Below are 24341 nucleotides of genomic sequence, written 5' to 3'. Positions count from 1 at the left end.
ATAATCACTAAGCGGGACAAACTGGAGAAAAATTCTGCGGAATTTTGTCAGCCGCAGGGGAGTGCGCCATCCCTGGCGCAGTTTATGGGTTTGCGATACCCCGTCAGTCAATCCGTTCAGAGCAGATTCAGCTGTTGCTTCAGCTGCGCAATCTCCCTGCGCCACTGCTGCTGCTGCGCCGGTTTCTGATGCTTTGCCTTACGCGCTTCGTCCTGCTGCAGCTTTTCTTCCAGCACCAGCAGCGCCTGCAACAGCGCATCTTCATCGCCCGGGCGGTCATCGACGGCGGCAGCGGCAAGCGGGTGATCGACTGGCACATTAGCGGTGGCCAGCCTGGCGGTCACCTGCGGCCAGTCATGCCACTCGCTCAGCTGCTGCTGTTCAATCAGCCAGAAGCGATTGCAGCTGCTGGCGATCAGGCTGCGGTCATGAGACACCAGCAGCACCGCGCCGGCGAACTGCTGCAGCGCCTGCGCCAGCTCCTCTTTGCCTGCCATATCCAGATGGTTGGTCGGTTCATCCAGCAGTAGTAGCGAGTAGCGCGCCAGCGTCAGGCCAACAAACAGCAGGCGCGAGCGCTCACCACCGCTGAGTGAGGCAACCTTCTGCTGATGGCGCAGCCAGGGAAAGCCTGCGCTAATCAGCGCCATTTTGCACTGCTCATCGCTCAGCGCAGCGAAACCGTGTAGCGCCGCGCTTAACGTCTGGTCGTCACGCAACTGTTGCAGGCTCTGGTCGTAATAGCCGACGCGGGCGCGCGGATGAAACAGCGGGCTGTCGCCTTGCTGCCAGCTGTGCCACAGCTGGCGCAGCAGTGAGGATTTGCCGCAGCCGTTGTGGCCGACAATCGCGATGCGATCGCCACTTTTCACCTGCAGCGCGGGCAGGGAAAAAAGGGTCGGCGCCCCGGCAGCAGGCTGAATCGACATCGGCGGCAGCGCCAGCACGCGATCCGCCTGCAGCGCTTCGCCCTGTAACTGCAGCTGCCACGGACTGCCGGCGCTGAGCGTGGTCTGCGCGGCTTTCAGCCAGTCGATGCGCTTCTCCATCTGTTTTGCTTTACGCGCCAGACCTTCGTTGTCATAGGTCCGGCCCCAGATCGCCAGCCGTTTTGCGCTGCTCTCAACCCGGGCGATCTCCTGCTGCTGTGCCTGGTGGCGCTGCGCATCGGCTTCATCCTGCTGCGCCAGCGCCTCGCGGGCGGCCGTGCAGGGCAGACGGAAAACATGCAGCGTGCGATCGCGCAGGATTGCGCTGCAGTTGGTGACGCGGTCCAGCAGCGCGCTGTCGTGGGACACCAGCACAAAGCTGCCCTGCCAGCCGATCAGAAAATTCTCCAGCCACAGCAGGGTCGGCAGGTCGAGATGGTTACCCGGTTCGTCCAGCAACAGTAAATCGGGCTGCAGAATCAGCGCGCGCGCCAGCAACAGCCGCATATGCTGTCCGCCGCTCAGCGTCGCCGCAGTTTGTGACTGCTGCGCTGTGCTGAAACCCAGCGTATGCAGCAGCGCCTCGGCACGCCAGCGCTCGCTATTGCGCTGTGCTGCCGGCAGCCGGGCGATCACGCCATCCAGCAATGAGGCCCCGAATAACGTTTCCGGCAGGTGTTGTTCGATGCGCGCCAGCAGACAGTGGCTGGCGGGTGTGACGCTGCCGTGACTGGCGGCCAGTTCACCGCTGAGAATTTTCAGCAGGGTACTTTTACCGCTGCCGTTGTCGCCAATCAGGCCGATGCGGTCGCCTTTTTTCAGGCTGAAATCCAGGGAATGGAAAAGCGGGCCAAAGGCATTGTCGAAGCCGACGGCATGTGCGGAAAGGAGTGTGCTCATCTACTTACTCTCAAGTTGCAGGCGCAAAAAAGCCTGACGTCAGAATTTCGCTGACGACAACCCGGTAAGCCGGAGAGAAGGGATTAGATTGTCAGAACTTCGCTCAGGCGGATTATCGCAGCACGAGTGCGGTAAAACCTGAGCGGGTCCAGTCACCATAGAAGTGTGAGTAAACAAACAGTTCACACGACGGCATAGGGATCCTCCTTAGTTATCAGCAGGTGAATAAGTCAGCAGATAATAGTGGCGGTGTGCGGCTTTTTCCAGCGATTTGTATCAGCGTTGGTATAGTATGGCGTCAGAGTCTGATTGATATTACAGGAGAGTGAATATGTTGATTTATGACGTTTTTGGCCGGCACATTGACGTTCTGCGCAAGGAGGATGCCTGGCAGGTATTTCGCGCCGACGTGACAGAAAGAAAATTCTCACGAATGTTTGATATCGCTATTCCAGATGATATGCCAGAAGACGACATTGCAGGCTGGCTGGGTGATATCTTTCATGAAGCTGCAACTGAGCATCATCCCGATGTGAAACGCATCGAATGAAAACCTGGTTATGTTGAGATGTTTGCCTTTGGCATAAAGCGGACGGTGCACAAGTCCATGTCCGCTTTGAGCAAAAGCGGACATTGACCAGTCAGTTAATTCCCGTCGGGTTTGAAATGCGTATCCGCCAGCCCTTATCCGCCCCTTGTTCCATCACCTGTGTGGCGACGCCGCAATCATCTCTTTGAGTGCCGTCTTCTAATGTCGTAGTCAGCGACCATTTAATGATGGCAAGAATAAGGTCACCTGAAGGGATAAGAGTATGGATCTGGTTTCTGATAATTGGCCTTGATGCTATCAACGTGGTAAAAGCCATACGCAATGCATAAGGATCAGTTTCGATGACAACATTGCTGGGCATTCTCATCGAGGCACGGTTACTGAAAACAGACATCAATGCGTCAATATTTCCGGCATTAAATGCTTCATCAAATGCAGCAATGGTTTCAGCTGGCGATCGATGGACAGTATCGCTCCTCTCAACCGAAGCTGCGAAATTGGAAATGTATCCTGCAATTTCTTGAGGTGATTCCAGCGGCGAAAGATGTCCTGTGCCATGAACAATCATCATTGCTGCGTGAGGAATGCGAGGCAGCAGCTCTCTTTGCAACGTTTCCGGGGTATCGACCCGGTCCAGCTCTCCTGATATGACTCTTACGGGAACATTAATGGAGGCAACTGCACTTGTAATGTCTTCGCGCATGGCGATGTCGGGCCAGGCAGCCTTCGCTTCAGTTCCGGCGCTCAGACTGTCTTCAATGACCTGCTCACGGAGCGCCGGGCTAAGCGGCCTCGACGTCAGAACATTGTCGATAACAAACTCGACTGATTCACGGCTGCTATATGCACTGGTAAGCCTGTCGCGATCTTCTTTAGAAAGCATCATGGGCGAAGGAGGAGAGGGTGCAATCAGCATTAGCCCTTCAAGGCCTTGAAGCCGACGGGATGCCATCAATTGGGCAACTTTTCCTCCCATTGAGTGGCCAATCAGGATATATCGCTTTAGCTTGAGCGCGGCAATGACGCCTTCAGCATCACTTGCAAGGTCCGCAATCCGGTATCCGGACTTCGGCGCATCTGATAATCCCCAGCCACGGTGATCGATAGCTACCGTGCGATAGTGATCAGGTAACTGTGATATCACGCTCTGCCACGTTCGGGATGATCCGCCATAGTAATGCAGGAACACCAGTGCAAGCTCACCGCGACCATGTTGCTGTACATTAATACCTGTATTGTTCACTGTAATTTTCATTATTTCATTCTCCTCATGGTTTAAAACAATGTTAATTACAGTTCTTATAAATGATAATTGGCTGAATAGTGTTTACAGTCGATAACCATATTATCGAATGGTGTGCGTAATGGACAAGTTTACCAGTATGCGAATTTTTATTGCGGCAGTTGAGGAAGGCAGTTTTGCTGCGGCCGCAAGACGTTTTAAACTTTCATCAGCCATGGCAGGAAAACATGTCAGTGCTTTAGAATCCGATTTACACGTGCGGCTTATTCAGCGCTCTACACGCCGACTGAGCCTTACGGATGTTGGTCAGCGATATTATGACCGCTGCAAAGTGATTATCGAGGCTCTGGATGACGCAGACAGGGAAGCCAGTGACATTCAGGCCACTCCCCGGGGATTGTTACGCATCGCCGCCCCTCTTGCCTTCGGCGAAATGCATCTGGGGAAGATTGTGTCACGCTACCTTGAGCAATTTCCGGAAGTCAGTGCAGGTGTTGTCCTTGAGGATAAGTATATTGATTTGCTTGAGGAACGGATAGATGTAGCCATACGCATAGGACATCTGGACGATCCGACGCTTGTCACCCGACGTCTGGCACCCTGTAAAATGGTTTTATGCGCATCAACAGACTTTCTGAAAAAATACGGCATGCCTGAAACGCCAGATGATCTCTCGCGTATGCCGCGCATGGCTTTCAGCCAGGCAATTTCTGCCGGAGACTGGACAATCTATGACACAGATAACAGGCCACACACTATTGAAAGCCGTTGCCGGCTCACATCAAACAATATCCATTTGTTAATGGAAGCGGCCTTGGGCGGTACAGGGATTGTATATGGCCCCTGTTTTGTTTTTCGAGAGCACATAAGGCAGGGCCAACTGATTGAGCTGCTGCCAGATTACCGGACATCAGAGCTTACCATTCAGGCAGTGTACCCGAGTGCGATGCGCATTCCATTTAAGGTTCGCACTTTCGTTGATTTTATTGCTGATGCTTTGAAAGCGAAGCCGCTTTAAGAGTGCGGGTACTTGAACAAACATAGAATGATGCCCGCTTTTAGCACAACGCGAACGTTATTGTTCCAACATTACGTCTTTACCTTGGCTTTACAAAGCTTATTCTACCTTCAAAATAGCAACTGCCATGCGTCTGTTCAGTCAATGGCGCAGGAAAGCTATCAGACCTGAGCTGGTAGCAGTGGACAAAGCCCCCCTGTTAAGTCGGGTGATAAAATGAAGGTGGCTGGCCGGTAATCCGACGGAACATCGTCGCGAAGGATGAACCATTGTCATAGCCGAGCGACAACGCGACTTCGTTTACCGGTGTTCCCGTTAGCAGCATTGCCAGCGCGCTGACCACACAGGCTCGCTGACGCCAGGCTGAAAACGACATGCCGGTTTGCTGCTGAAAATGGCGACGAAATGTGCTGCCGCTCATAAACAGCGCGCTGGCCCAGCGTTCTGCCGGATCGTGAATGGCTGGCGCAAGTAAAAAAGCCTGACATAGCCTCAACAGCGCGGGCTGCTGCGGCAAAGGGATCTCGAGCGCGCACACTGGCATTGCCGCCACTTCAAGCAGCATTAAATCTATCAGCGCCCGATCGCGTACGCTGTCATAGCACGGCGGCAAATCCACCGCCTCCAGTAGTAGCTGCCGCAACAGCGGCGATACGGCAATCACTTCGCAGCGGCTGATGTTACGCAATCTGGACGCGCATGCGGGTTCGATATACAGGCTACGCGTCGTTACGCCTGTAAACTTGACGGCATGCAGGATTTCGGGGGGGATCCATACCGCATGCTGGGGCGGCACCACCCATTCCCCGTCACGGGTTGAAACGTGCATCAGGCCGGTTGCGCCATACAGAAGCTGCGCACGGCGGTGCTGATGTTGCGGCAGGAAAAATCCCTGCGCATAGTCGTTGCCGAGCGCTACAACATCGCGATTCAGCCGATCGAAGCCGTCAATTTTCTCGTTTCGCATATCCGTCCCCATCTGACCAGTTTGCAAGGGTAATTGAGCGCTGCGCAAATGGGAAGCGGGCCGCTGGCGCGATATGCTGCTGCCTCACTTGTAAACGGGACACCTCCTTGAACGAATTGCTGATAATAGTACTTGCCGGCTTTACTACCGGCATAACCACGGTCCTTTTTGGCTTCGGCGGCGGCTTTGTTGTCGTGCCATTTATTTATCAGTTGCTGATGCGGCAGCCGCTGCTGGCAGGAAATGCGATGCATATTGCCGTGGCCACCTCGACAGCGGTGATGATTTTCAACGCAGGCTGGGTTAGTTACCAAAACTGGCAAGCGGGCAGGCTTTCTTCAACCGTCTTGTTTCCGCTGCTGTGGTTTATCGCCACAGGCGCGGTAGTCGGTTCGTGGTTAGCGGGAATGATGAGCGAGGCGCTGATTCGCGCGCTTTTTATCCTTTATATGCTGTCGACGATTGGGGATTGTCTGTTACGCAAAGGCTTCTTCAGCGGCAGCGCGCCGCGTCGTTTATCACTTTTGACGGTTGCCGGTGGCGGTATGCTAATCGGCATGATTGCTGCACTGCTGGGCGTTGGCGGCAGCGTAATGACGGTGCCACTGTTACGACGACACGGCCATGCAATGCGCGCGTGTATTAGTGCGGCCAACCCGCTTTCCCTGCCGGTAGCGCTGTGCGGTGCGATGACATATGCGATAAGCGGCTGGCATAAAATTCAGGCAGGCGGATTTTTGGGATTTATCAGCCTGAAAATATTGGGCTTGCTCCTGGTGACCGGCTGGGCGGGTATTGCTTTCAGCCGCCGGGCTATCCCCGCCGTCCCCGATGTCTGGCACGCGCGAATCTACGTGATGCTGCTGTGCATGGTTCTGGTAGTAATAGTGCTTTAGACAAACCTTGTTTTGCTGATTTGGCTGCTGTTACAGAAGCAATAATTGTATGAACATCCGTCACTGGCACAAAGCGGACGTTCACAGCACTTCCAGCTGTCCAGAGGCATTTGACACTGACAGGCAGTATGCAGCCAGTACATTGTGTGCCATGTATTGGAATGCGTAGGTTGAGCATACTTACCGGCGGCGGCGCATTAGAGAATAGGTTTGCTACTGGCCTTTGGCGGCGCCAGCCTGCTGCTGACGCTTAGAGAGTGACTTAAACCGTACATGACGGGGAAGTAACTGACACGCTGGCCCAAACATGCATTTACCCGGCAACACGCTAGCGAATTAAGCGCCGGTTACCGTCGGCTGATGAATCTTCATCGAATCATGCTTGCCTGGATTGCACTCCTGAGTGGTACCAGGGAGATAAAATTTTCCGTCCGCATCAGGATCGGTGCCGCCGGGACATCCCGGCCTGCCGGCAGAGCCATCAGTATTACCTCCATCTGAACCGTTTCCACCGTCAGCGCCGGATTCTCCCGCATAGCCGCCATTTCCTCCCTGACCTCCGGCTCCTCCCTGTCCAGCGCTGACAGAGCATGCAAACAGTGCCAAAAAGCAGGCCAGAAAATACTTACTCATTGTTAGCCTCTCGATTCGTAACGGGCAGCTCAGGCTGCCGCGGCGGGTAATACTCACGAAGAGATACACTACCATCCGTTTTATCTCTGCTGACTTAACAGATCATCAACACCCGTTTTCAATAAGAAACTAAGGCCGTCAATTTACGCAGTGCCTGCTGCTGACCTCACTCTGCTTATTGCGAGGGTAATCACTGACGCCCGCGCGGGAGTCACTGGCGCTGCACCTCTTATCGTGACTGGTTCACCCAAATCAGTTGATCGGTTGCGAAGCCCAGTCGCTGGGCATAGGCGAGATAACGCTGTTTGACTTCAGCCGGAATGGTGGGCTGACGCGACAGAATCCACAGATACCCCCGGTTCGGCCCGGCGACCAGTGCATACTGATAATCTTCATCCAGCGCGATCACGTTATAACCGCCATAAAAAGGTCCGAAGAACGAGACCTTCAGCGCGGCGACGTCAGGTTTGCCGGTGAAGTAAGCTTTGCCTTCGCTCTCGCTCCACGCTTTTTTCTCCGGATCGTAACCGCGATTCAGCACGCTGATACCGCCGTCGCTGCGTTTGCCGTAGGTGGCGGTCACATGATCTTTACCGCGTTCGAAACGGTGATCGAGGCGGGCAATTTCATACCAGGTGCCGAGATAGCGATCGGCATTGAAGTGGGTGATGGGCTGCACCCCTTTAGGTGGCGTCGGGGATTTACAGGCGACCAGGGTAACAGACAGCGCCGTAATGGCGACTAACGGCCAGATTTTCATCGCAACTCCTTTATATCTCTCAAAATCCTGTCTGAAGTATAGATAAGGATAGCGAAACCGGTGCGGCGCAAAACCTTATGCCGCTGCCGGTCTGTCGATTACCGGCGTTTCTCAACCTCATCTTCTGGCGGAATCACCGGCTCATCGATAGCGATCGATTTGCCGGATTTCAGCAGCTGAATATCCAGAATCACGTAGGTCATAGTGGTAATAAACAGCGAAATCACACTGCCAATCACGCCGCTGGTGGTGAAGGTGAAGTAGTTGTACATCACCACCCAGGTGAGGCAGATAAACATCGCCAGCGCCACGGTAATCGCCGACTGCGAGTAATGCGTGGTACGCGCCCCCATTTCATTAATCTGCAGGCTCAGGTTGCAGCCGCTGTATTTTTCCAGCAGCACGATAGTGTGATCCCAGTTGTGCAGGCGGCGGGCGCTGCCGCGCGCGGCGAACAGAAACAGCAGCGAAAGGAACAGGCCAGAGAAGGCAATCAGGACCGGTACCGCTTCCAGCGCATAGGCAATGCTTTTATGGCTCGATGCTTGTGCGACCGCGCTCAAATCCAGCGTCAGCGAGCAGCCCAGTGCGCCATACAGGAACACAAACAGCAGCAGATAGAGCGCGTTGCGTTTCCAGTCGAGCTCTGCTTCATGATTTCTCTGTAACCGCGCATCCTGCAACGCCTGTTGCAGGCGCAGTTGTTCGTCAGACGGGGAATCGATACTGGCGATCTCCTCGCCCAGTAAGCGGTGAATAAAAGGCTGATCGGCCTGATCGAGGGTGATGCGCATAAATTTTCCGCTAGCAAAATATTCGTGGCGTCAGTGTAACGTAAAACGAAGCTCACCGGGCGTCCGCTGCAGCGGCTGCGCATTTTGCCGCCATCAACACGCACCGGGTGAAGGGGGAGAGCAGCAATCCTTCGCATCCACCGATTGGCGATATCTCATTATTCGGGTAACGTGGAATTTCATACTAATACGTCAAAATTTTTCCCGTACCCTACGTAACAGAAGAGGTCAGTTATGTCCGTCCATTCGCCGCTCATCGGCATCGTCAGCGATGATGTCAGCCATCCGCACAGTATGCACATGCTCAAAGAAGTCATGCGTCAGCTCAGTGCGCGTGATCTGCTGCCCGTGCTGCTGTGCGCCGCCACGCGCGAGGATTTTCAGGCCGCGCTGCGTAACGCGTCGTCGCTGCCGCTGGGTGGACTGCTGTTCCTGAGCTCGCCGTGTCGGGATGCGCAGGAGATCGCCGCGCACCTGCTGCCGTCGCTGCGCGCGGTGCATCTTTGCCCGAGCGACAGCGCGGGCGCTGATGTGGTGGTTGCGGATGCGTATCACGCCGGGCAGCAGCTTGGCGCACTGCTGCTGTCGCAGGGGCACCAGCGTTTGGGCGCTATGCAGGTGCAGGCAAGTGACACGCCGCCGCGCCAGGTTCAGGGGTTTATTGCCAGCCTGCAGGCGGAAGATAAGACGCTGCACGCAGCACTGCACGCCGGTGCCCTTCACCGTGAGCAGGCTTATCAGACGATGATGGCTTACCTGAAGAAAACCCGTGCGGCAGAGCGCATCAATGCATTGATGTGCGAATACGACGAGCTGGCCTTTGGCGCACTGCAGGCCGTGCGCGACTTCGGTCAGGGCGCGCATATCGCCGTGGTGGGCTTTGATGATGCTGACGAGGCGCGCGGCTCCACATGGCACCTGAGCAGCTGGGCACCGCGCCGTGATTTACTGGTGACGGAAGCCCTCAACCGGCTGCTGGATCAGCGTCCGGACCACAGCCGCGCCTGGCAGCAGGGTGAGCTGCAGGTGCGCCATTCGCATCACGGCAAATATGTGCCTGGCGAAATGTCGCAGTGCGGCTGCGCCATCCGTCACTGATCGCTGCAAGCCTTTCCCCTTTGGCGCCGGGCTGATTTCCACACACTGGCGCTGATCTTTGCCGGATTTTTATATCCGCGCAGCTTTTCTTTACGCCTTTTTTATATTGCCGGCGGTTAAATCAGCGCAGCAGGCGGCACTGTGGCGCGCCTTAACCTTAAAGGGAAATATCATGCCCGGCACTATTCTGGTCACACATAATCAGCATCAGTCTTCCACGCTGGCAGCCATTTACGATCGCCTGATGGCGCGACGCGGTGGCCTCTGGGTCTGCTGGGATGGACAACGTACCGTCGCTGCGCAGGAAGCGGCGCGCACGCTTAGCTTTCAGCAGGATAACGAATACGACAGGCTGCAGTTTGCGCTGACGCGCGCAGAATACGAAGAGGGCTATCACGGCTACGTACATCAGGGGTTGTGGCCGGTGTTTCACCAGCGTCCGGACCTGGCACGTTTCACCAGCGCCAGCTTCCAGGCCTATCGCCAGCTGAATGCGGCTTATGCCCACGCCATCGCCGAATATGCCATGCCGGACGATGTGATCTGGCTGCAGGATTATCACTTCATCCCAACGGTAAAAATGCTGCGTGATACCGGCTTAACTAACCGCATCGGTTTGTTTTTACATCAGCCGTTTCCGTCCGGTCAGCTGTTTGAAGCGATCCCTGACTGGCGCAGCCTGGCAGAGTCGCTGCTGTGCTGCGACCTGATTGGCTTCCAGACCGCGCAGGATATGAATAACTTTCTGCTGTGGCTGGAGAGCGAGTTTCGCGCTGAACGCTTAGGCAGGAACCGTCTGCGCGTGCACGGTCACATTATCACTACCGGCGTGTTTCCGGTCGGGATCGATCTGGCTGAGGTTCAGGCGTTACTTGAGAGCAACAGCTGCCAGTACATGGAACAGCAAAGCCGCGAACATTTGCCAGCCAACACGGTGCTGAGCGGCGGTCATCTCGACGACAGCGCAGGTCTGCCGTATCGCATCAGCGCGCTGGAAGTGCTGCTGCGCCATCATCCCGACTATGCGGGCAACATCATGTTATTGCAGCTGGCTTCTGCTGCCAGCGGACACCCGCACCGGCAGCAGGCGATCAGCCACAATCTGGAAAATCTGTGCGGTGAGGTTAATGGCGTGCACGGTATGCTCAACTGGTATCCGGTCAGCTATCTCAACCACGATTATCGCCGTGAGGAGCTGGCCGGGCTGTATCGCGCGGCGCGGGTGGCGCTGGTGACGCCACTGATGGCGGGCATGAGCCTGATGGCGAAAATGTATGCTGCGCTGCAGGATCCGGCGAATCCCGGCGTGCTGATTCTGTCGCAGTTCGCGGGTGCGGCCGAACAGATGGATGGCGCGCTGATCGTTAATCCTTACGATCCTGATGCAATGGCGGATGCCATCCATACGGCATTGCGGCTGCCGCTCAGCGACCGTCAGAACCGTCATGCGCGCTTGCTGAATAATCTGCACCGCTATGATTGTCACTGGTGGGCCGACAGCTTCCTCGCCCTGTTAATGGATGAGCAGCAGCCGGAGAGTGTGCAGCTGTGTAGCCGTCACCTGTCGGGCGCAGGCATAAGCGGGAGGTTACGTTATTGATAAGCAGACAGGGGGCAGAGCGGGGCTAATGTCGGGTGTTCTTGCCCGTATTATCACGATTGCGAAAAATATGGGTCACGTTATCGCTACCTTTTAACGCCACTGCTTCGCCCTGAGGCGCACTTTTGCTGTTCTGCACTTCAGCAATCGCATAGCGAAACGCGCGCTGGCGGGCCGGATCGGTTTCTGATGCCGCCATCGCGCGCAGTTTTTCCAGCAGCGCGAGAGTGGTTACCGGTCCGGCTTGTTTTAACAATTGCAGCACGGCATCGCCCATGACAATGTCGGCCAGTTTTTCATCTTCACTTCTATACATAAAAGCTCTCAGTATCCGCGTTGCGTTTAGCATTGCCTGGTGCAGGTAAACCAAAGCCTAATCAACGACTGATAGTGTCGCTCTTCCTCTGTCGGAAATGTGTGACCTGCTGAGCGAAATGTTTCCCCGACAGCACCCTTAAACTTATACAACAAAAGCGCTTCTGTACAGGCGGGAGTGTCATCCCTTTCACTATTTAGCGCTTTAATGCGCGCTGGCGTTGCAGGTTGCTATTGTACTTAGTAGCATAGGTGGTTCAGGCAAGGACAAGGACAGTCCTCTTCTTCATAAAGCAGGGAAACAGCATGGCCATTTATGTATTGAAGCCCTTCGACCGAAATTTCAAAGGTGACATGATTGCGGACATCAAGCTCTGTCTGGCTGCCCGCGAATTGATTGCCGGACAGTATGAGGCCAGCCTGGGGGGTGGTGTTTACAAAAAACGCATTCCGCTCGGCGCCGGCAAAAGCGGCGGAGCCAGAGCGATTGTCGCGTTCAAATCACAAAAACACCTGTTTTTTGTTAACGGTTACGCTAAATCGACCACGAAGAGTGGCATACGTGAGATTAAAGAGGATGAGCTTAATCTCTACAGGCAGGTAGCCAGTCAACTGTTTGCCATGACGACTGAGCAGGAAAGAGCAGCGATAAAGGCGAGAAAAATGCGAGAGGTAATATGCGATGGTTGATCATCTAAAAGATCTGCAGGAAATCGCGCATGATTTTAACCCGCTGGGGGTGGTTAGCGATGAGCTTACCGAAAAAATCGATTCACGTGTCAGATTACGTGAGCTGCGTACCTCTCTGCCGGTTTTACAACTGATGTCAGGCGAGGCTATTCGTGAGTTACGTGAGCGTCATGGTCTGAGTCAGGCCATGTTAGCGGCCTATATTGGCCTGTCCCCGGCCACCGTGGTGAAATGGGAGCGTGAGGAGAAGAAGCCAAATGGCGCTGCGCTGCGCCTGCTTAACCTCATTGATAGAAAGGGTCTTGAGGTGTTGCGTTAATCATTTTTTGCGGCCACAGGATAAGGTGGCCTGACATTGCGTGATACAACGAATTTGTCGTGACGCCGCAGCCAAAATCACGCTGTGACGCTGGGTTGAAGTGATGAAAAGCAGGCATAGATCTTATGCCTGTTAGTATCTATCCCGCCGTTACCCGCCCCGGCGCTAATCGCTGCTGCCCAGAATATCCATAAATTCCTGCACTGGCCGGTCGTAAACGTTCATACTGCCGGGACGATCGCTGAGCCAGGCCACTGCCAATTCCCAACACACATCAACGTCGCTGATGCGGCAATAATGCAGCGTCGTGCTGCGCGCTTTCACTACCTGTTCGGGCAGCAGGGCAATCCCCATATTGCGCTCAACCAGACTCAGCAGGGTTTCCAGATCGCTCACTTCAAACGTCACCTTGCGGCTCAGCCCCTGCAGGGCAAAACTGTTGTCATTCACCTTGCGCGTGCCCTGGCCGGCTTCGAAATCGATGAACGACTGCTGCGCCAGTTGTGCCATGGTGACGTCCGGCTGCATCGCGGTGAATCCGGCATAATCCGCGGCGAACGCTACCACGATTTCATCGCAGGCGATGATGCGCGACGACAGCCGGTCGGAGACTTCCTCCACCGGCATAATCGCCAGATCGATCTGCTGATTGTGCACTTTTGCATTGAGCTTCGCCGATGATCCCTGGCACAGCTTGACGTCAAAATCCGGAAAGCGACGAATAAAGGTTTCCAGTAATTGCGGCAGATCGATAAACGGCGGCACGCTTTGCACCGTGCCAATCGACAGGGTTCCGGTCTTAAGCGCCACGATCGCCGCCACTTCCTGCGACGCTTTTTCGACAAAGGCACCGATGGTTCTGGCGTAATCAAGAAACACTTTCCCGGCCATGGTCAGGCGCACCTGGCGAGTAGAGCGGATAAAAAGCGGCGCGCCCAGTTCCTCCTCCAGCTGTTTGATCGAGGTGGACAAGGCCGATTGCACAATATGCATACTCTGTGCGGCGCGGGTGAAATTTTCATGTTCCGCCACGGCGATGAAGTGCCGCATCTGGCGCAATTCCATCAGTTATCTCCATAAAAGATGAATTTAATCACAATAATGAATTTTACAGATTAACCATACGCGGTAAAAATTTGTCCGGCAATCGCCTGTTCGCCGCGCGATTTTGCAGGAAGGCAGAACATTGTCTTCTGTGCACCTGTACGGCGGCATTTAATGAGAGGAATCTGTTATGAGTTATGTTGCATCGCCAGCGCGTTATCAGACCAACATGCAGTACCGTAAAACCGGCAAAAGTGGCCTGGTGCTGCCGCTGATCTCGCTGGGGCTATGGCAGAATTTTGGCGGCGTTGACGTGTTTGAGACCGGCAGAGCGATCCTGCGCCACGCGTTTGATAACGGCATTACCCATTTCGACCTGGCGAATAACTACGGTCCGCCAGCGGGATCGGCTGAAGAGAACTTTGGTCGCTGGCTGGCGCAGGATTTTGCCCCATATCGTGATGAACTGATTATCTCCAGCAAAGCGGGCTGGGATATGTGGCCGGGTCCGTATGGTGGCCCGACCGGCACCCGTAAGCATCTGATTGCCAGCTGTGATAACAGCCTGCGCCGCATGGAGCTGGATTATGTCGATATCTTCTACAGTCATCGCGTCGATCCGAATACACCGCTGGAAGAAACCATGGGCGCGTTGGTACAGCTGCATCGTCAGGGCAAGGCGCTGTATGTCGGCATCTCTTCCCATTCGCCAGAGCTGACGCGTCAGGCCGCTGCGATTCTGGCCGATGAGAAAGTGCCGCTGTTTATTCATCAGCCCAATTACTCGATGCTAAACCGCACTATTGAGCATGGGCTGCTCGATACGCTGGCGGAGCTCGGCAGCGGTTGCATCGCCTTTTCACCGCTGGCACAGGGCATGCTGACCAGTAAATACCTCAACGGCGTACCGCAGGGCGCGCGCGCCGGCGGCAGCGATCCGCGTCTTTCTGCCATGCTCAGCGAAGAGAACCTGGCAAAAATTCGCGCGCTCAACGCGATTGCTGAAGCGCGCGGTCAGACGCTGGCGCAGATGGCGATCGCCTGGGCGCTGCGTGATGAGCGGGTCACTTCTGCGCTGATTGGTGCCCGCACGGTTGATCAGTTAAGCGATTCCCTGCGCGCGCTGGACAACCTGACCTTTACGGCACAGGAGCTGGCGGACATTGATCGCTACGCCACCGAAGGCGGGGTGGATATGTGGCGCGTCTCTTCGCAACTTAAATAATGCCCGGCGCCGCGCAACGCGGCGCGCTTTATCGCTGCGCCTGCTGTAACCGCACGGCGCGGCGAAATGCATTGGGTGACTGACCCGTTTCACGCTTAAAAGCATGGCTGAAGGCGCTCTCAGAGGCGTAACCCAGCGTCTGCGCTACCACGGCCACCGCCTCATTTTCCTCCTGCAACGCACGCTCTGCCAGCCGCATGCGCCACGCCGTCAGATAGGCTATCGGCGTGATGCCGACCACCTGGCGAAAATACTGGGCAAAACGGGTGCGCGACATGGCACAGGCACGCGCCAGTTCGTCCAGATGCCAGTTACGCGCCGGATCGCCATGCAGCCGCTGTAACGCCGGTGCCAATCGCGCATCGCTCAGCGCCCGCAGCCAGCTGGCGGGCAGTGCGCTGCTGGTTTGCAAATGCGCCCGCAGAATCTGGATGAACAGCAGTTGTGCCAGCTGGGCCGTTGCCAGCTGCGATCCCGGCTGGACATGCTGGCCTTCCTGCACCAGTTGATCCAGCACCCAGCGGAATGACGCCGCCTGCGGTGACGCCGCCGGTACCTGAATCCAGGGAGGTAATACGTGCGTCAGTAAACGACCACTGGCAGGATCAAGCAGTACATGGCCACCGATATGGACAAAATCATCACCGCTGCCAATCGGCGCATGGCCTTTTCCTGCGCCATAAAACACACTCATGGCGTCAACCGGCGGCTCGTCCGGATGGCTGGCCAGCACGAAGGCGCGTTTAGCGCTCAGCAAGCCGACGTCGCCGGTGGCAAAGTGGAACGGTTCAGATTCGCCCTCCAGTATGACCCAGCAACTGCCTTTGATAATGGCGAAGAATTTAATTTTATCGGGCGCAGGGAAACGCAGCGCCCAGCGTCCGCCTGCGGTAAAACCGCCGGTCAGCAATAATTCAGCGCGAACGAATCGCAGAATGTCGGAAAAGGGATCAAGGCTCATTTCTGTACTATCACGCAAGTAAAGTGCATTTACAAGCATTCAAAATCCGCCCTCCGCCGCTTAACGTAAAGCGCGTCGAATGAACGATGCTTGTGATGAGGAAGAAAAATGAGTAATGAAAAGGTTCTGGTTACCGGCGGCAGCGGGTTTATCGCTCAGTACTGCATTATTGCGCTGCTGCAGCAGGGCTATCAGGTGCGAACCACCTTACGTGATGCCGAACGTGAAGCTGAAGTCAGGGCGCATCTGTTGCAGGCCGGGGTGGCCGCAGGCGAGGCGCTGCAATTTGTCGTTGCCGATTTAACGGCAGACGCGGGCTGGGAAGACGCAGTGGCGGGCTGTCGCTTCGTGCTGCATGGCGCTTCACCCACCCCGACCGGCAGCCAGGTAAGCGAAGCTGACTGGGTGAATCCGGCGATTGAAGGAAATCTGCGCGTATTGCGCGCCGCGCGCGATGCAGGTGTTAAACGTGTGGTGCTGACCTCGGCGTTTGGCGCGGTCGGTATCGGACATCCAGCGGACTATCCGCGCCCCTTTACCGAGCGCGACTGGAGCGATGTCAGCGGCGATGTGTGGCCGTATCAGAAATCGAAAACCCTGGCGGAACGCGCTGCCTGGCAGTTTATCACTGAGCAGGGTAACGGTCTGGAACTGGCCACGGTGAACCCGGTGTCGGTGCTGGGACCGGTGCTGGGTGCCGACTATTCACATTCGATTCGCATTGTGAAGGAGCTACTGGAGGGGCAGCCAGGCTGTCCTGACATCAATTCATGTTTTGTCGATGTGCGTGACGTGGCCAGTCTGCACGTGCTGGCGATGACCCACGCCGCCGCGCAGGGGCAGCGCTTCCTTGCCAGTTCGGGGCACAGCCTGCCGCTTATTGAGGTGGCACGCACGCTCAAAACCCATCTGGTAGCAGAAGCAGAGAAAGTTTCGCTGCAGCCAATGAGTGACGCCATGGTGCGGGCGGCGGCAGCGCAAAATCCGCTGATGACGGGAATGGTAAAACTGCTGGGCGTTGATATGAACGTCAGCGCCGCTAAAGCTGGCTGGCTGCTGAACTGGCACCCGCGCAGTCCGCAGGAGGCCATTCTTGCCACCGCGCGCAGCCTGATTGCGCTGGGACTGGTGGCAAATCACTAGTCTGACTGCGGCATTTATCATCACCCTGGTGACGCGCAGATGCTATATAAATGATAACAATTATCATATATAGCGATTGATGAGGATATCATGCCGTCTCCACAGGTGATAAACGCCGACTGCTGTATCGTCGGCGGCGGTCCGGCCGGCTTAATGCTGGCCTATTTACTGACGCGCGCCGGCCTGCGCGCGGTCGTGATTGAGAAGCACACCGATTTTCTGCGCGATTTTCGCGGCGACACCATTCATCCCTCAACCCTGGAGATCATGCACCAGCTGGGTCTGCTCGACGCGCTGCTGGCGCTGCCGCATCAGCGCGCGGAGAAGTTACAGGCGGAAGTGGGCGGGCAGGAGATCACCATGGCCGATTTCTCCCGTCTGCCGTTGCGCTGCCGTTTCATCGCCTTCATGCCGCAATGGGATTTCCTCACTTTCCTCGCCGCCCAGGCGGCGCACTATCCCGGTTTCACGCTGCTGCAATCCACCGGTTTTGACGATTTTCTTTATCAGGATGGCGTAATCGCAGGCGTGAAAACGTTACAAGGTCACGAAATTCACGCGCCGCTGGTGATAGGCGCTGATGGCCGTCGCTCGGCGGTGCGGCAGAAAGCCGGGCTGGTGGGTAAAAGCTTTGGTGCTCCACGCGATGTGGTGTGGTTCCGGCTGGATAAACAACCGGACGACCCTGAACTCGGGATGGGCCACAAGGGGCCGAAGCAAAACTTCATTGTCATTGACCGCGGCGAATTCTGGCAGTGTGGATTCACCATTCAGAAAGGCGAATTCGAGGCGCTGAAGCAGGCCGGGCTCGACGCGCTGAAAAACCGCATGGCAGAGGTTGCGCCGTTCAGCGTGGCGCGCATGGCGCAGCTGCAGGAGTGGCAGCAGCTGAGTCTGTTATCCATCCGTATCGATCGGCTGGACAAATGGATGAAGCCCGGCGTGCTGTGCATTGGCGATGCCGCACATGCGATGTCACCGATTGGCGGCGTGGGCGTGAACCTGGCGATTCAGGACGCGGTGGCCAGCGCCAATTATCTGACGCGGCCCTTGCAAAACGGCACGCTCACGCTGCGCGATTTAGAGAACGTGCAGCGGCGGCGGCAGTTTCCGACCGTGGCGACGCAATTCCTGCAGATCAAAATGAGCAGCGGCAAGCGCCCGCGTACTACGCCCAGTAAGGTTCCGCAGCTCATCAGCCGCTATCCGTTTTTGCGCCATCTGTTTGGCCGGTTGATTGGCATGGGCTTTCGCCCGGAACGGCCTCGTCTCGCCGGAGAAAAAACGTAGTCGGGTAATTATTGCAATTGCGATGCTTTTGTAACATTAAATTAACTTTTTCGGCGGGATATCATTAAAAAAATTGTTTAATCGGAGAGGGGATTTAATCACTTTGTGCCTTATTTGTCGGCTGATATAACCTGAACGTCAACGCGATCTCAACGAAGCGTAAATGGCGTGAGGCGGGTGAATAGCGGGATTACGCGATGATAAAGGTTTTCTATTGATTTCAGCGGTGACACAAGGTTGGCGGAAGCCACAGTTTGATTATGGTTAAGGGGCATGACACAAACCATAAGAAACTGAGGAAGACAGCAGGTATGAAACTGGAAAACTTATCTCGCAGAAGCTTTATGGCCTTCGCGGCTGGTGGCACCGTGGCGCTGGCGGCCGGCAAGGTCCATGCCCACGACGGCAAGGTGGCGACTTATCCGGCGAATGATCCCAACCATCCGCGCGATCCTGGCCCGCACGATCCGGTGCGCGAAGCGCTGAATCCGGATCTGGTCGATCCGCCAGCAACCGACAGCGGCACGTTACCCAACCTGCGCTTTTCGTTTAGCGATGCGCACGTGCGCAAGGGCAGCGGCGGCTGGACGCGCCAGGTGACGCAGCGCGAACTGGGCATTTCCACCACCATTGCTGGCGTCGATATGCGGCTGGACAAGGGGGGCATCCGCGAACTGCACTGGCATAAAGAGGGCGAGTGGGCCTACATGCTGTACGGCAATGCGCGCATTACCGCGCTGGATACCGCAGGTGGCTGGTTTGTCGATGACGTTGGCGTGGGCGATTTATGGTATTTCCCGCCGGGCGTACCGCACTCGATTCAGGGGCTCGGGCCGGACGGCTGTGAATTCCTGCTGGCCTTCGACAACGGCAATTTCGATGAAGACAGTACCTTTCTGCTCAGCGACTGGTTCAAACATATCCCGCCAGAAGTGCTGGCAAAAAACTTTGGCGTGCCGGCTGAGGTGTTTAACACGCTGCCTTCGCCGGAAGAGGAGTACATCTTTGCCGGACAGGCACCGGACGGCGCGCCGGCTTCGGCGGTGAGCGGCGGGGTGAAATCGAAGCAGGTCTTCTCGCATAAAATGCTGGCGCAGAAGCCGTTGACGCTGCCGGGCGGCACGGTACGCATTACTGATTCCAGTAATTTTACGGTCTCGAAAACCATCGCCGCCGCGCTGGTGGAACTGGCTCCCGGCGCGATGCGCGAACTGCACTGGCATCCCAATAACGACGAATGGCAATACTATCTGGAAGGTCAGGGGCGGATGGGCGTGTTTGCCTCGTCGGGTCAGGCGCGTACGTTTGACTTCCGCGCCGGTGATGTCGGCTATGTGCCCTTTGCCATGGGTCACTATATCGAAAACACGGGTGACAAGCCGCTGCGCTTTCTGGAACTGTTTAAAAGCGATTATTACGCGGATATTTCGCTTAACCAGTGGCTGGCCAGCACGCCGCCAGCGCTGGTGCGCCAGCATCTGCATCTCAGCGACACCTTTATGAATGCGCTGCAGCAGGAGAAGCATCCGGTAGTGAAATAGCCCGTGGCCACGCGCAGCCGGTGCTGCGCGTTCTCTCCTGATACTGTCCACATCTGGCGTGCATATCCCGCCCGGAACCCTGTGGATAAACCTTTCGTTGCCCCATGCCAGCAGGGCTGACCAGCAGGCGGTTATTTTCTGAACGGCCGCCAGCGCAGCGATTTCAGTTTGTCACGACGGGCTGCTGCCTGCATCACCAGACTCATCGCGGCGGGTAAGACCGTGAGCGTCACCAGCGTCGCCACTAACAGCCCACCGATAATCGCCAGTGCCATCGGTCCCCAGAAAACCTGACGCGAGATGGGGATCATACCGAGAATCGCGGCGCTGGCGGTGAGCACGATCGGCCGTGCGCGGTGTTCGGCGGCAGCCGCAATGGCCGCGTCCGGCGGCATACCTGCATCAACGTTGTTATCCGCCTCGCTGATCAGAATCACCGCGTTGCGGATGATCATGCCAGCCAGGGCAATAATACCCAGCAGCGCCACAAAGCCCATCGGCGTGCCGGTCGGCAGCATGGTCAGCACAATGCCCGGCAGACCAAAGGGCGCCATCAGCAGGGCCAGCAGCATGCGGGAAATCCGCCGCAGTTGTAACATCAGCAGCAGAAGCATGCAGAGCAGCGTGACCGGCAGGATAGCGATCACCGACTGGTTGCCCTTGTCAGACTCTGCTACCGCCCCGTCCTCGCTCAGGCGGTAACCGGCCGGCAAGCTGGCCCTGAAGGTGGCAATCAGCGGCGTGAGGGCGGCGGAGACGGCTTCCGCGCGCAAACCCGGCGCCGTATCGGTCTGAACGGTGATAAACGGCAGGCGCTGGCGTCGCCAGATAACGGGATCCTCCAGCCCCCACTGCGGTGTTGCGACCTGCGTCAGCGGAATTTTTGCGCCCGACGGCGCGGTTAGCTGCAGTCCGGACAGGCTGCTCAGGTCATGGCGCGCCGCAGCGTTGCCCTGTAGCACCACATCAATCAGCCGGTTGCGATCGCGTACCGTGGTGATCAGCGTTCCTGACCAGAGCGTATGCAGATACTGAGCAATCAGGTCAGAAGAGAGGCCGGCTGCGCGCGCTGCCGTCTGATTCACCTGCAAGGTGATAACGCGTTCGGGCTCACCGGCGGTTTGATTGACGTCACGCGTCAGCGCTGAGCTGCCGAGCGCGGCGGCCAGCCGCTCTGCCAGCTGCTGCACCTGGCGATAATCCGGCCCGCTGATGCGATAACGAATCGGCCAGCCTACCGGCGGACCGAGCTCGAGCGGCGCGACGCGCGTGGTGATGTCGCTGAAGTCCCGGGCAAGCCTCGCATCCAGCGAGCGCTGCAGTCGTTCACGGGCGGCCAGGCTTTTGGCCACCACCACCAGCTGAGCGCTGTTTTCATCGTCCAGCAGCACATCCATGGGCAGGTAGAAGCGTATCGCACCGGTGCCGACGTAAGACGAATAGTGGTCAACATCCCGGCTGGCGGAGACAATCTGCTCAAGGCGTTGCACCTGACGCAGGGTGGCCTGCTGCGACGCACTGGCAGGCAGCGCCAGACTCACCAGCAGCTCAGGCCGATCGGAGGCCGGGAAAAACTCACCCTGCATATACGTGGTGCCGACGCCGGCCAGCAACAGCGCCAGCATCGCCATCGCCAGTGTCAGCATGCGGTGGCGCAGCACGCTGCTCAGCAGGCGGCGATAGCACTGGCTGAGGCGCCCGTTTCCAGCGCGGTGCTGCTTTAGCGTGGCCGGCAACAGCCAGCTGCCGGTCAGCGGTGAAAACAGCACCGCTACCAGCCATGAGCTGATGAGCGCCATCAGCACCACCGCAAACAGGGTATAGCAATATTCGCCCGCGCTGGATGCGGCAAAGCCGACCGGAATAAAACCGGCAATCATCACCAGCGTACCGGTCAGCATCGGGAAGGCGGTGGTACTGAACGCCCAGGTCGCTGCGCCAGTGCGGGAATCGCCGGCCTCCAGCCGCGCCACCATGGTTTCCACCGTGATCATTGCATCGTCCACCAGCAGGCCCAGCGCCACGATCAGTGCGCCCAGCGAGATGCGCTGCAGGCCGATACCGGCCAGATGCATGCCGATAAACGTCATGGCGAGCACCAGCGGGATCGCCGCCGCGACCACCAGTCCGGCGCGCAGTCCCAGCGAGACAAACGAAACCGCCAGCACGATGATCACTGCCTCGCCCAGCACATCGACAAATCCGCTGACCGCCTGTTGCACTACCGCTGACTGATCGGCGATGCGCGTCATCTCAATGCCGTGCGGCAGCTGGCTGGCTTCGCTCTCCATGCGCGTCCGCAGTGCCTGACCAAACTCCAGCATGTTGCCGGTGGCGGCCATCGACACGGCCAGTCCGATGGCCGGCTGGCCGTTAACGCGAAAAAGCGGGGCAGGCGGCTCGGCGGGGCGGCGCGTGATGGTGGCGATCGCCGTCAGCGGAACATAGCGATCGTTAACGCGCAGCGTAACCGCCCGCAGGCTCGCCTCGCTGTTGAACGCGCCGCTCACGCGCAGGGCGATGTTATCGGTGGCGGTGCGCACGCTGCCCGCCGGCTCCACGACATTCTGCGCCCGCAGCGCCTCTGCTACCTGCTGCAAATCCAGCCCCATGGCGGATAGCTGGCGCGGGGAAAAGGCCACCACCAGCTGCTCTTCCTGCTCGCCCAGTAGCTGGATCTTACCCACATCCGGCAGACTCATCAGATCGCGGCGAATATCGTCCACCCGGTCCCGCAGCTCACGCGGGGAAAAACCGTCAGCGGTGAAGCCGTAAATCGTGCCAAAGGTATCGTCAAACTCATCGTTGACCGCCGGGCCCTGCACGCCCTGCGGCAAAGCCGGGGTCACATCCTGCATTTTTTTACGCACCTGATACCAGATTCCGGCCACCTGCGCGGGCGGGGTGTCGTCACGCAGATTGACGAAAATGACCGTGCGGCCAGCGTGCGTTTCACTCTGCACATAATCCAGCCAGGGAATTTCCTGCAGCTTTTTCTCCAGCGGATCGGTGACCAGTCTGACCGTATCGTTGATGTCGGCACCTGGCCACTGCGCAGACACCACCGCAGTTTTGATGGTGAACGCCGGATCTTCGTTGCGCGAGAGCTTTTCATAGCTGACGATGCCTGCTGCCACAATCAGCAGCATAAGAAAGGCCATCAGCTGCTGCTGTTTCAGCGCCCAGGCAGAAAGATTAAACGCCGGTTTCATGCTGATCCTCCTGGCTGCCAGCAACGCGTTCACCATCACGCAGGCTTCTTACGCCCGCCGTGATCACCCGATCGCCTGGCATGATGCCGGCGCGAATCCATACCGCATCTGCCGTGTAGCCGGCAATCGCAACCGTGCGCCGGATAACGCAGTTTTTCACCGGGTCGAGAATAAACACCGCCGGCTGGCCTGCCCGGCGGGTGAGCGCGGTGGCCGGAATCGCCATCACCGCATCCGCCGTCGTGTCGGCCAGCGGCAGGGTGACGGCGACGCTGGCACCCAGCACCATCTCCGCGGGAAGATTGTCCAGTGTGATGCGCACCCGCCAGCTGCGTGTCTGGGCGTCGGCTTGTGGACTGACGTCACGCAGGTGCGCTTCGGCCATCACGGACGGATTCTGCAATAGCGCAACGCGGAAACGGGCACTGGCCCGGCGATCGAGGGTTTCAGGTGTGGCAACGTCAAATACCACGTCACGGCCTGTGCCGGTCGCAACCGTAAACACCGTCTGACCGGCGCTGACCACCTGACCGGCTGCGGCGCTGACGCCCGTCACCACGCCATCCTCAGGCGCGGTAAGGTGGGTCCAGCGCAGGCTATCCTGCGCATTTTTCAATGCCGCTTCACTGCTCTGCCGCCGCGCCAGCGCAGCCTGCCAGTCGGCGCTGGCGCTATCGAGCTGAGCACGGGCAATTGCCCCGGACGGCATCAGCAGGCGCATGCGGTGCAGATTGAGGGCCGCCACCTTTTCGGCCGCGCGGCTGCTGTTCAGCTCCGCCTGTGCGCTCGCCAGCTGATTCAGCGCGCCGGGACTGTCAAGCACGGCGAGCGTCTCTCCCTGCCTGAAGCGGCTGCCGACATCGGCGCTGCGCGTCAGAATCCGCCCCTCCAGCCTGAAACTGAGCGAGGTTTCATCGTGCGCGCGGATCTCGCCGGTCAGGGTTTGCTGCCCGGCGGGCGTGGGCGGGCCAACCGTGATGAACTTTACCGGACGCGGTGGCGGCGGCATGGGTGAACGCTTGCGGTCACAGCCGGTCAGCAGCAGGGCCGTCAGCAGCAGACAGGGCAGCAGCGGCAGCAGGGAAACCAGGTGGCGCGGGTTAAGCAGGTGGCGCACACCCTGTTTGATCAGGCAGGGAAGCTCGTCGGTCATGGCGCAATTCCTTTATCGGTATTTGCGCCATTACACCGTGCGATTATCAAGAATCCGGCG

22 protein-coding genes are annotated in these 24341 nt (G+C 57.5%); 11 read left to right on the top strand and 11 right to left on the bottom strand.

The features are described 5' to 3' along the window. Positions 1–116 precede the first annotated feature (116 nt). Positions 117–1829 (bottom strand): ABC-F family ATP-binding cassette domain-containing protein, encoded by a 1713-nt coding sequence (locus tag ABVR31_RS20445; protein ID WP_372774325.1) that lies wholly within the window; start codon positions 1827–1829, stop codon positions 117–119. A gap of 331 nt (positions 1830–2160) precedes the next feature. Here ABVR31_RS20445 and ABVR31_RS20440 point away from each other — a divergent pair, with 331 nt between their 5' ends. Beyond that, the gene (locus ABVR31_RS20440; protein ID WP_372774323.1) at positions 2161–2379 is read left to right on the top strand and encodes a hypothetical protein; all 219 of its coding nucleotides are present in this window, start codon (positions 2161–2163) and stop codon (positions 2377–2379) included. Positions 2380–2470: 91 nt separating this feature from the next. On the opposite strand, the gene ABVR31_RS20435 is transcribed toward ABVR31_RS20440, so the two are convergent. Next, complete coding sequence (locus ABVR31_RS20435) at positions 2471–3634, bottom strand: alpha/beta fold hydrolase (RefSeq protein WP_136547306.1); 1164 nt, start codon at positions 3632–3634, stop codon at positions 2471–2473. Positions 3635–3743: 109 nt separating this feature from the next. Between ABVR31_RS20435 and ABVR31_RS20430 the strand changes: the two genes are divergently transcribed. Further along, positions 3744–4640 carry a LysR family transcriptional regulator gene (locus ABVR31_RS20430; protein WP_021508982.1) on the top strand — a complete coding sequence of 299 codons (897 nt, stop codon included), beginning with the start codon at positions 3744–3746 and terminating at the stop codon, positions 4638–4640. Positions 4641–4839: 199 nt separating this feature from the next. Here the strand turns inward: ABVR31_RS20430 and ABVR31_RS20425 are convergent, their stop codons facing one another. Further along, positions 4840–5607 (bottom strand): helix-turn-helix transcriptional regulator, encoded by a 768-nt coding sequence (locus ABVR31_RS20425; protein ID WP_021508983.1) that lies wholly within the window; start codon positions 5605–5607, stop codon positions 4840–4842. A 107-nt stretch (positions 5608–5714) separates the two neighbouring features. Here ABVR31_RS20425 and ABVR31_RS20420 point away from each other — a divergent pair, with 107 nt between their 5' ends. Next, positions 5715–6503 carry a sulfite exporter TauE/SafE family protein gene (locus ABVR31_RS20420; RefSeq protein ID WP_021508984.1) on the top strand — a complete coding sequence of 263 codons (789 nt, stop codon included), beginning with the start codon at positions 5715–5717 and terminating at the stop codon, positions 6501–6503. A gap of 336 nt (positions 6504–6839) precedes the next feature. Here ABVR31_RS20420 and ABVR31_RS20415 read toward each other — a convergent pair whose 3' ends face one another. From ABVR31_RS20415 to ABVR31_RS20405, 3 genes are all read right to left on the bottom strand, one after another. Then, positions 6840–7136, bottom strand: coding sequence for a hypothetical protein (locus ABVR31_RS20415; protein WP_072208578.1), 297 nt, complete (start codon positions 7134–7136; stop codon positions 6840–6842). Between the two features lie 229 nt (positions 7137–7365). Beyond that, positions 7366–7896, bottom strand: coding sequence for an outer membrane lipoprotein Blc (gene blc, locus ABVR31_RS20410; protein ID WP_021508986.1), 531 nt, complete (start codon positions 7894–7896; stop codon positions 7366–7368). Positions 7897–7994: 98 nt separating this feature from the next. After that, positions 7995–8690, bottom strand: coding sequence for a hypothetical protein (locus ABVR31_RS20405; RefSeq protein ID WP_058770282.1), 696 nt, complete (start codon positions 8688–8690; stop codon positions 7995–7997). A gap of 234 nt (positions 8691–8924) precedes the next feature. On the opposite strand from ABVR31_RS20405, the gene ABVR31_RS20400 reads away from it, so the two are divergent. Both ABVR31_RS20400 and ABVR31_RS20395 read left to right on the top strand, forming a co-directional pair. After that, complete coding sequence (locus ABVR31_RS20400) at positions 8925–9788, top strand: substrate-binding domain-containing protein (RefSeq protein ID WP_315658030.1); 864 nt, start codon at positions 8925–8927, stop codon at positions 9786–9788. 172 nt (positions 9789–9960) lie between these two features. Beyond that, positions 9961–11388, top strand: a complete 1428-nt coding sequence (locus tag ABVR31_RS20395; protein ID WP_288421495.1) for a trehalose-6-phosphate synthase — start codon at positions 9961–9963, stop codon at positions 11386–11388. A gap of 25 nt (positions 11389–11413) precedes the next feature. Here ABVR31_RS20395 and ABVR31_RS20390 read toward each other — a convergent pair whose 3' ends face one another. Next, positions 11414–11704 (bottom strand): hypothetical protein, encoded by a 291-nt coding sequence (locus ABVR31_RS20390; RefSeq protein WP_021508990.1) that lies wholly within the window; start codon positions 11702–11704, stop codon positions 11414–11416. Between the two features lie 305 nt (positions 11705–12009). Here ABVR31_RS20390 and ABVR31_RS20385 point away from each other — a divergent pair, with 305 nt between their 5' ends. Both ABVR31_RS20385 and ABVR31_RS20380 read left to right on the top strand, forming a co-directional pair. Then, entirely contained in the window at positions 12010–12393 is a 384-nt protein-coding gene (locus tag ABVR31_RS20385; protein ID WP_021508991.1) for a type II toxin-antitoxin system RelE/ParE family toxin, read from the top strand. Next, a complete protein-coding gene (locus ABVR31_RS20380; RefSeq protein WP_211726866.1) occupies positions 12386–12712 on the top strand; it encodes a DNA-binding transcriptional regulator in 327 nt (108 codons plus the stop codon). Before ABVR31_RS20385 ends, ABVR31_RS20380 begins: the two co-directional genes overlap by 8 nt. Before the next feature lie 165 nt (positions 12713–12877). Here ABVR31_RS20380 and ABVR31_RS20375 read toward each other — a convergent pair whose 3' ends face one another. After that, positions 12878–13777, bottom strand: coding sequence for a LysR family transcriptional regulator (locus ABVR31_RS20375; RefSeq protein ID WP_166719433.1), 900 nt, complete (start codon positions 13775–13777; stop codon positions 12878–12880). Positions 13778–13946: 169 nt separating this feature from the next. Between ABVR31_RS20375 and mgrA the strand changes: the two genes are divergently transcribed. Then, positions 13947–14981, top strand: a complete 1035-nt coding sequence (gene mgrA, locus ABVR31_RS20370; protein ID WP_315658039.1) for an L-glyceraldehyde 3-phosphate reductase — start codon at positions 13947–13949, stop codon at positions 14979–14981. A 28-nt stretch (positions 14982–15009) separates the two neighbouring features. On the opposite strand, the gene ABVR31_RS20365 is transcribed toward mgrA, so the two are convergent. After that, complete coding sequence (locus ABVR31_RS20365) at positions 15010–15942, bottom strand: AraC family transcriptional regulator (RefSeq protein WP_372774317.1); 933 nt, start codon at positions 15940–15942, stop codon at positions 15010–15012. A 108-nt stretch (positions 15943–16050) separates the two neighbouring features. On the opposite strand from ABVR31_RS20365, the gene ABVR31_RS20360 reads away from it, so the two are divergent. From ABVR31_RS20360 to ABVR31_RS20350, 3 genes are all read left to right on the top strand, one after another. Further along, positions 16051–17085 carry an SDR family oxidoreductase gene (locus ABVR31_RS20360; RefSeq protein WP_372774315.1) on the top strand — a complete coding sequence of 345 codons (1035 nt, stop codon included), beginning with the start codon at positions 16051–16053 and terminating at the stop codon, positions 17083–17085. Positions 17086–17175: 90 nt separating this feature from the next. Beyond that, positions 17176–18375 (top strand): FAD-dependent oxidoreductase, encoded by a 1200-nt coding sequence (locus ABVR31_RS20355; protein ID WP_372774313.1) that lies wholly within the window; start codon positions 17176–17178, stop codon positions 18373–18375. 344 nt (positions 18376–18719) lie between these two features. Further along, positions 18720–19916 carry a cupin domain-containing protein gene (locus ABVR31_RS20350; RefSeq protein WP_088517566.1) on the top strand — a complete coding sequence of 399 codons (1197 nt, stop codon included), beginning with the start codon at positions 18720–18722 and terminating at the stop codon, positions 19914–19916. 131 nt (positions 19917–20047) lie between these two features. Here the strand turns inward: ABVR31_RS20350 and ABVR31_RS20345 are convergent, their stop codons facing one another. Continuing rightward, entirely contained in the window at positions 20048–23128 is a 3081-nt protein-coding gene (locus ABVR31_RS20345) for an efflux RND transporter permease subunit (protein ID WP_372774311.1), read from the bottom strand. Next, positions 23112–24281, bottom strand: coding sequence for an efflux RND transporter periplasmic adaptor subunit (locus ABVR31_RS20340; protein WP_372774309.1), 1170 nt, complete (start codon positions 24279–24281; stop codon positions 23112–23114). The genes ABVR31_RS20345 and ABVR31_RS20340 overlap by 17 nt, the downstream gene beginning before the upstream one ends. Positions 24282–24341 lie beyond the last annotated feature (60 nt).

The organism is Pantoea sp. WEP, from assembly GCF_041678305.1.
GTDB classification, from domain to species: Bacteria; Pseudomonadota; Gammaproteobacteria; order Enterobacterales; family Enterobacteriaceae; genus Pantoea; species Pantoea dispersa.
The sequence above is the reverse complement of the archived record's forward strand: the minus strand, read 5'-3'. Positions and strand labels throughout refer to the sequence as shown.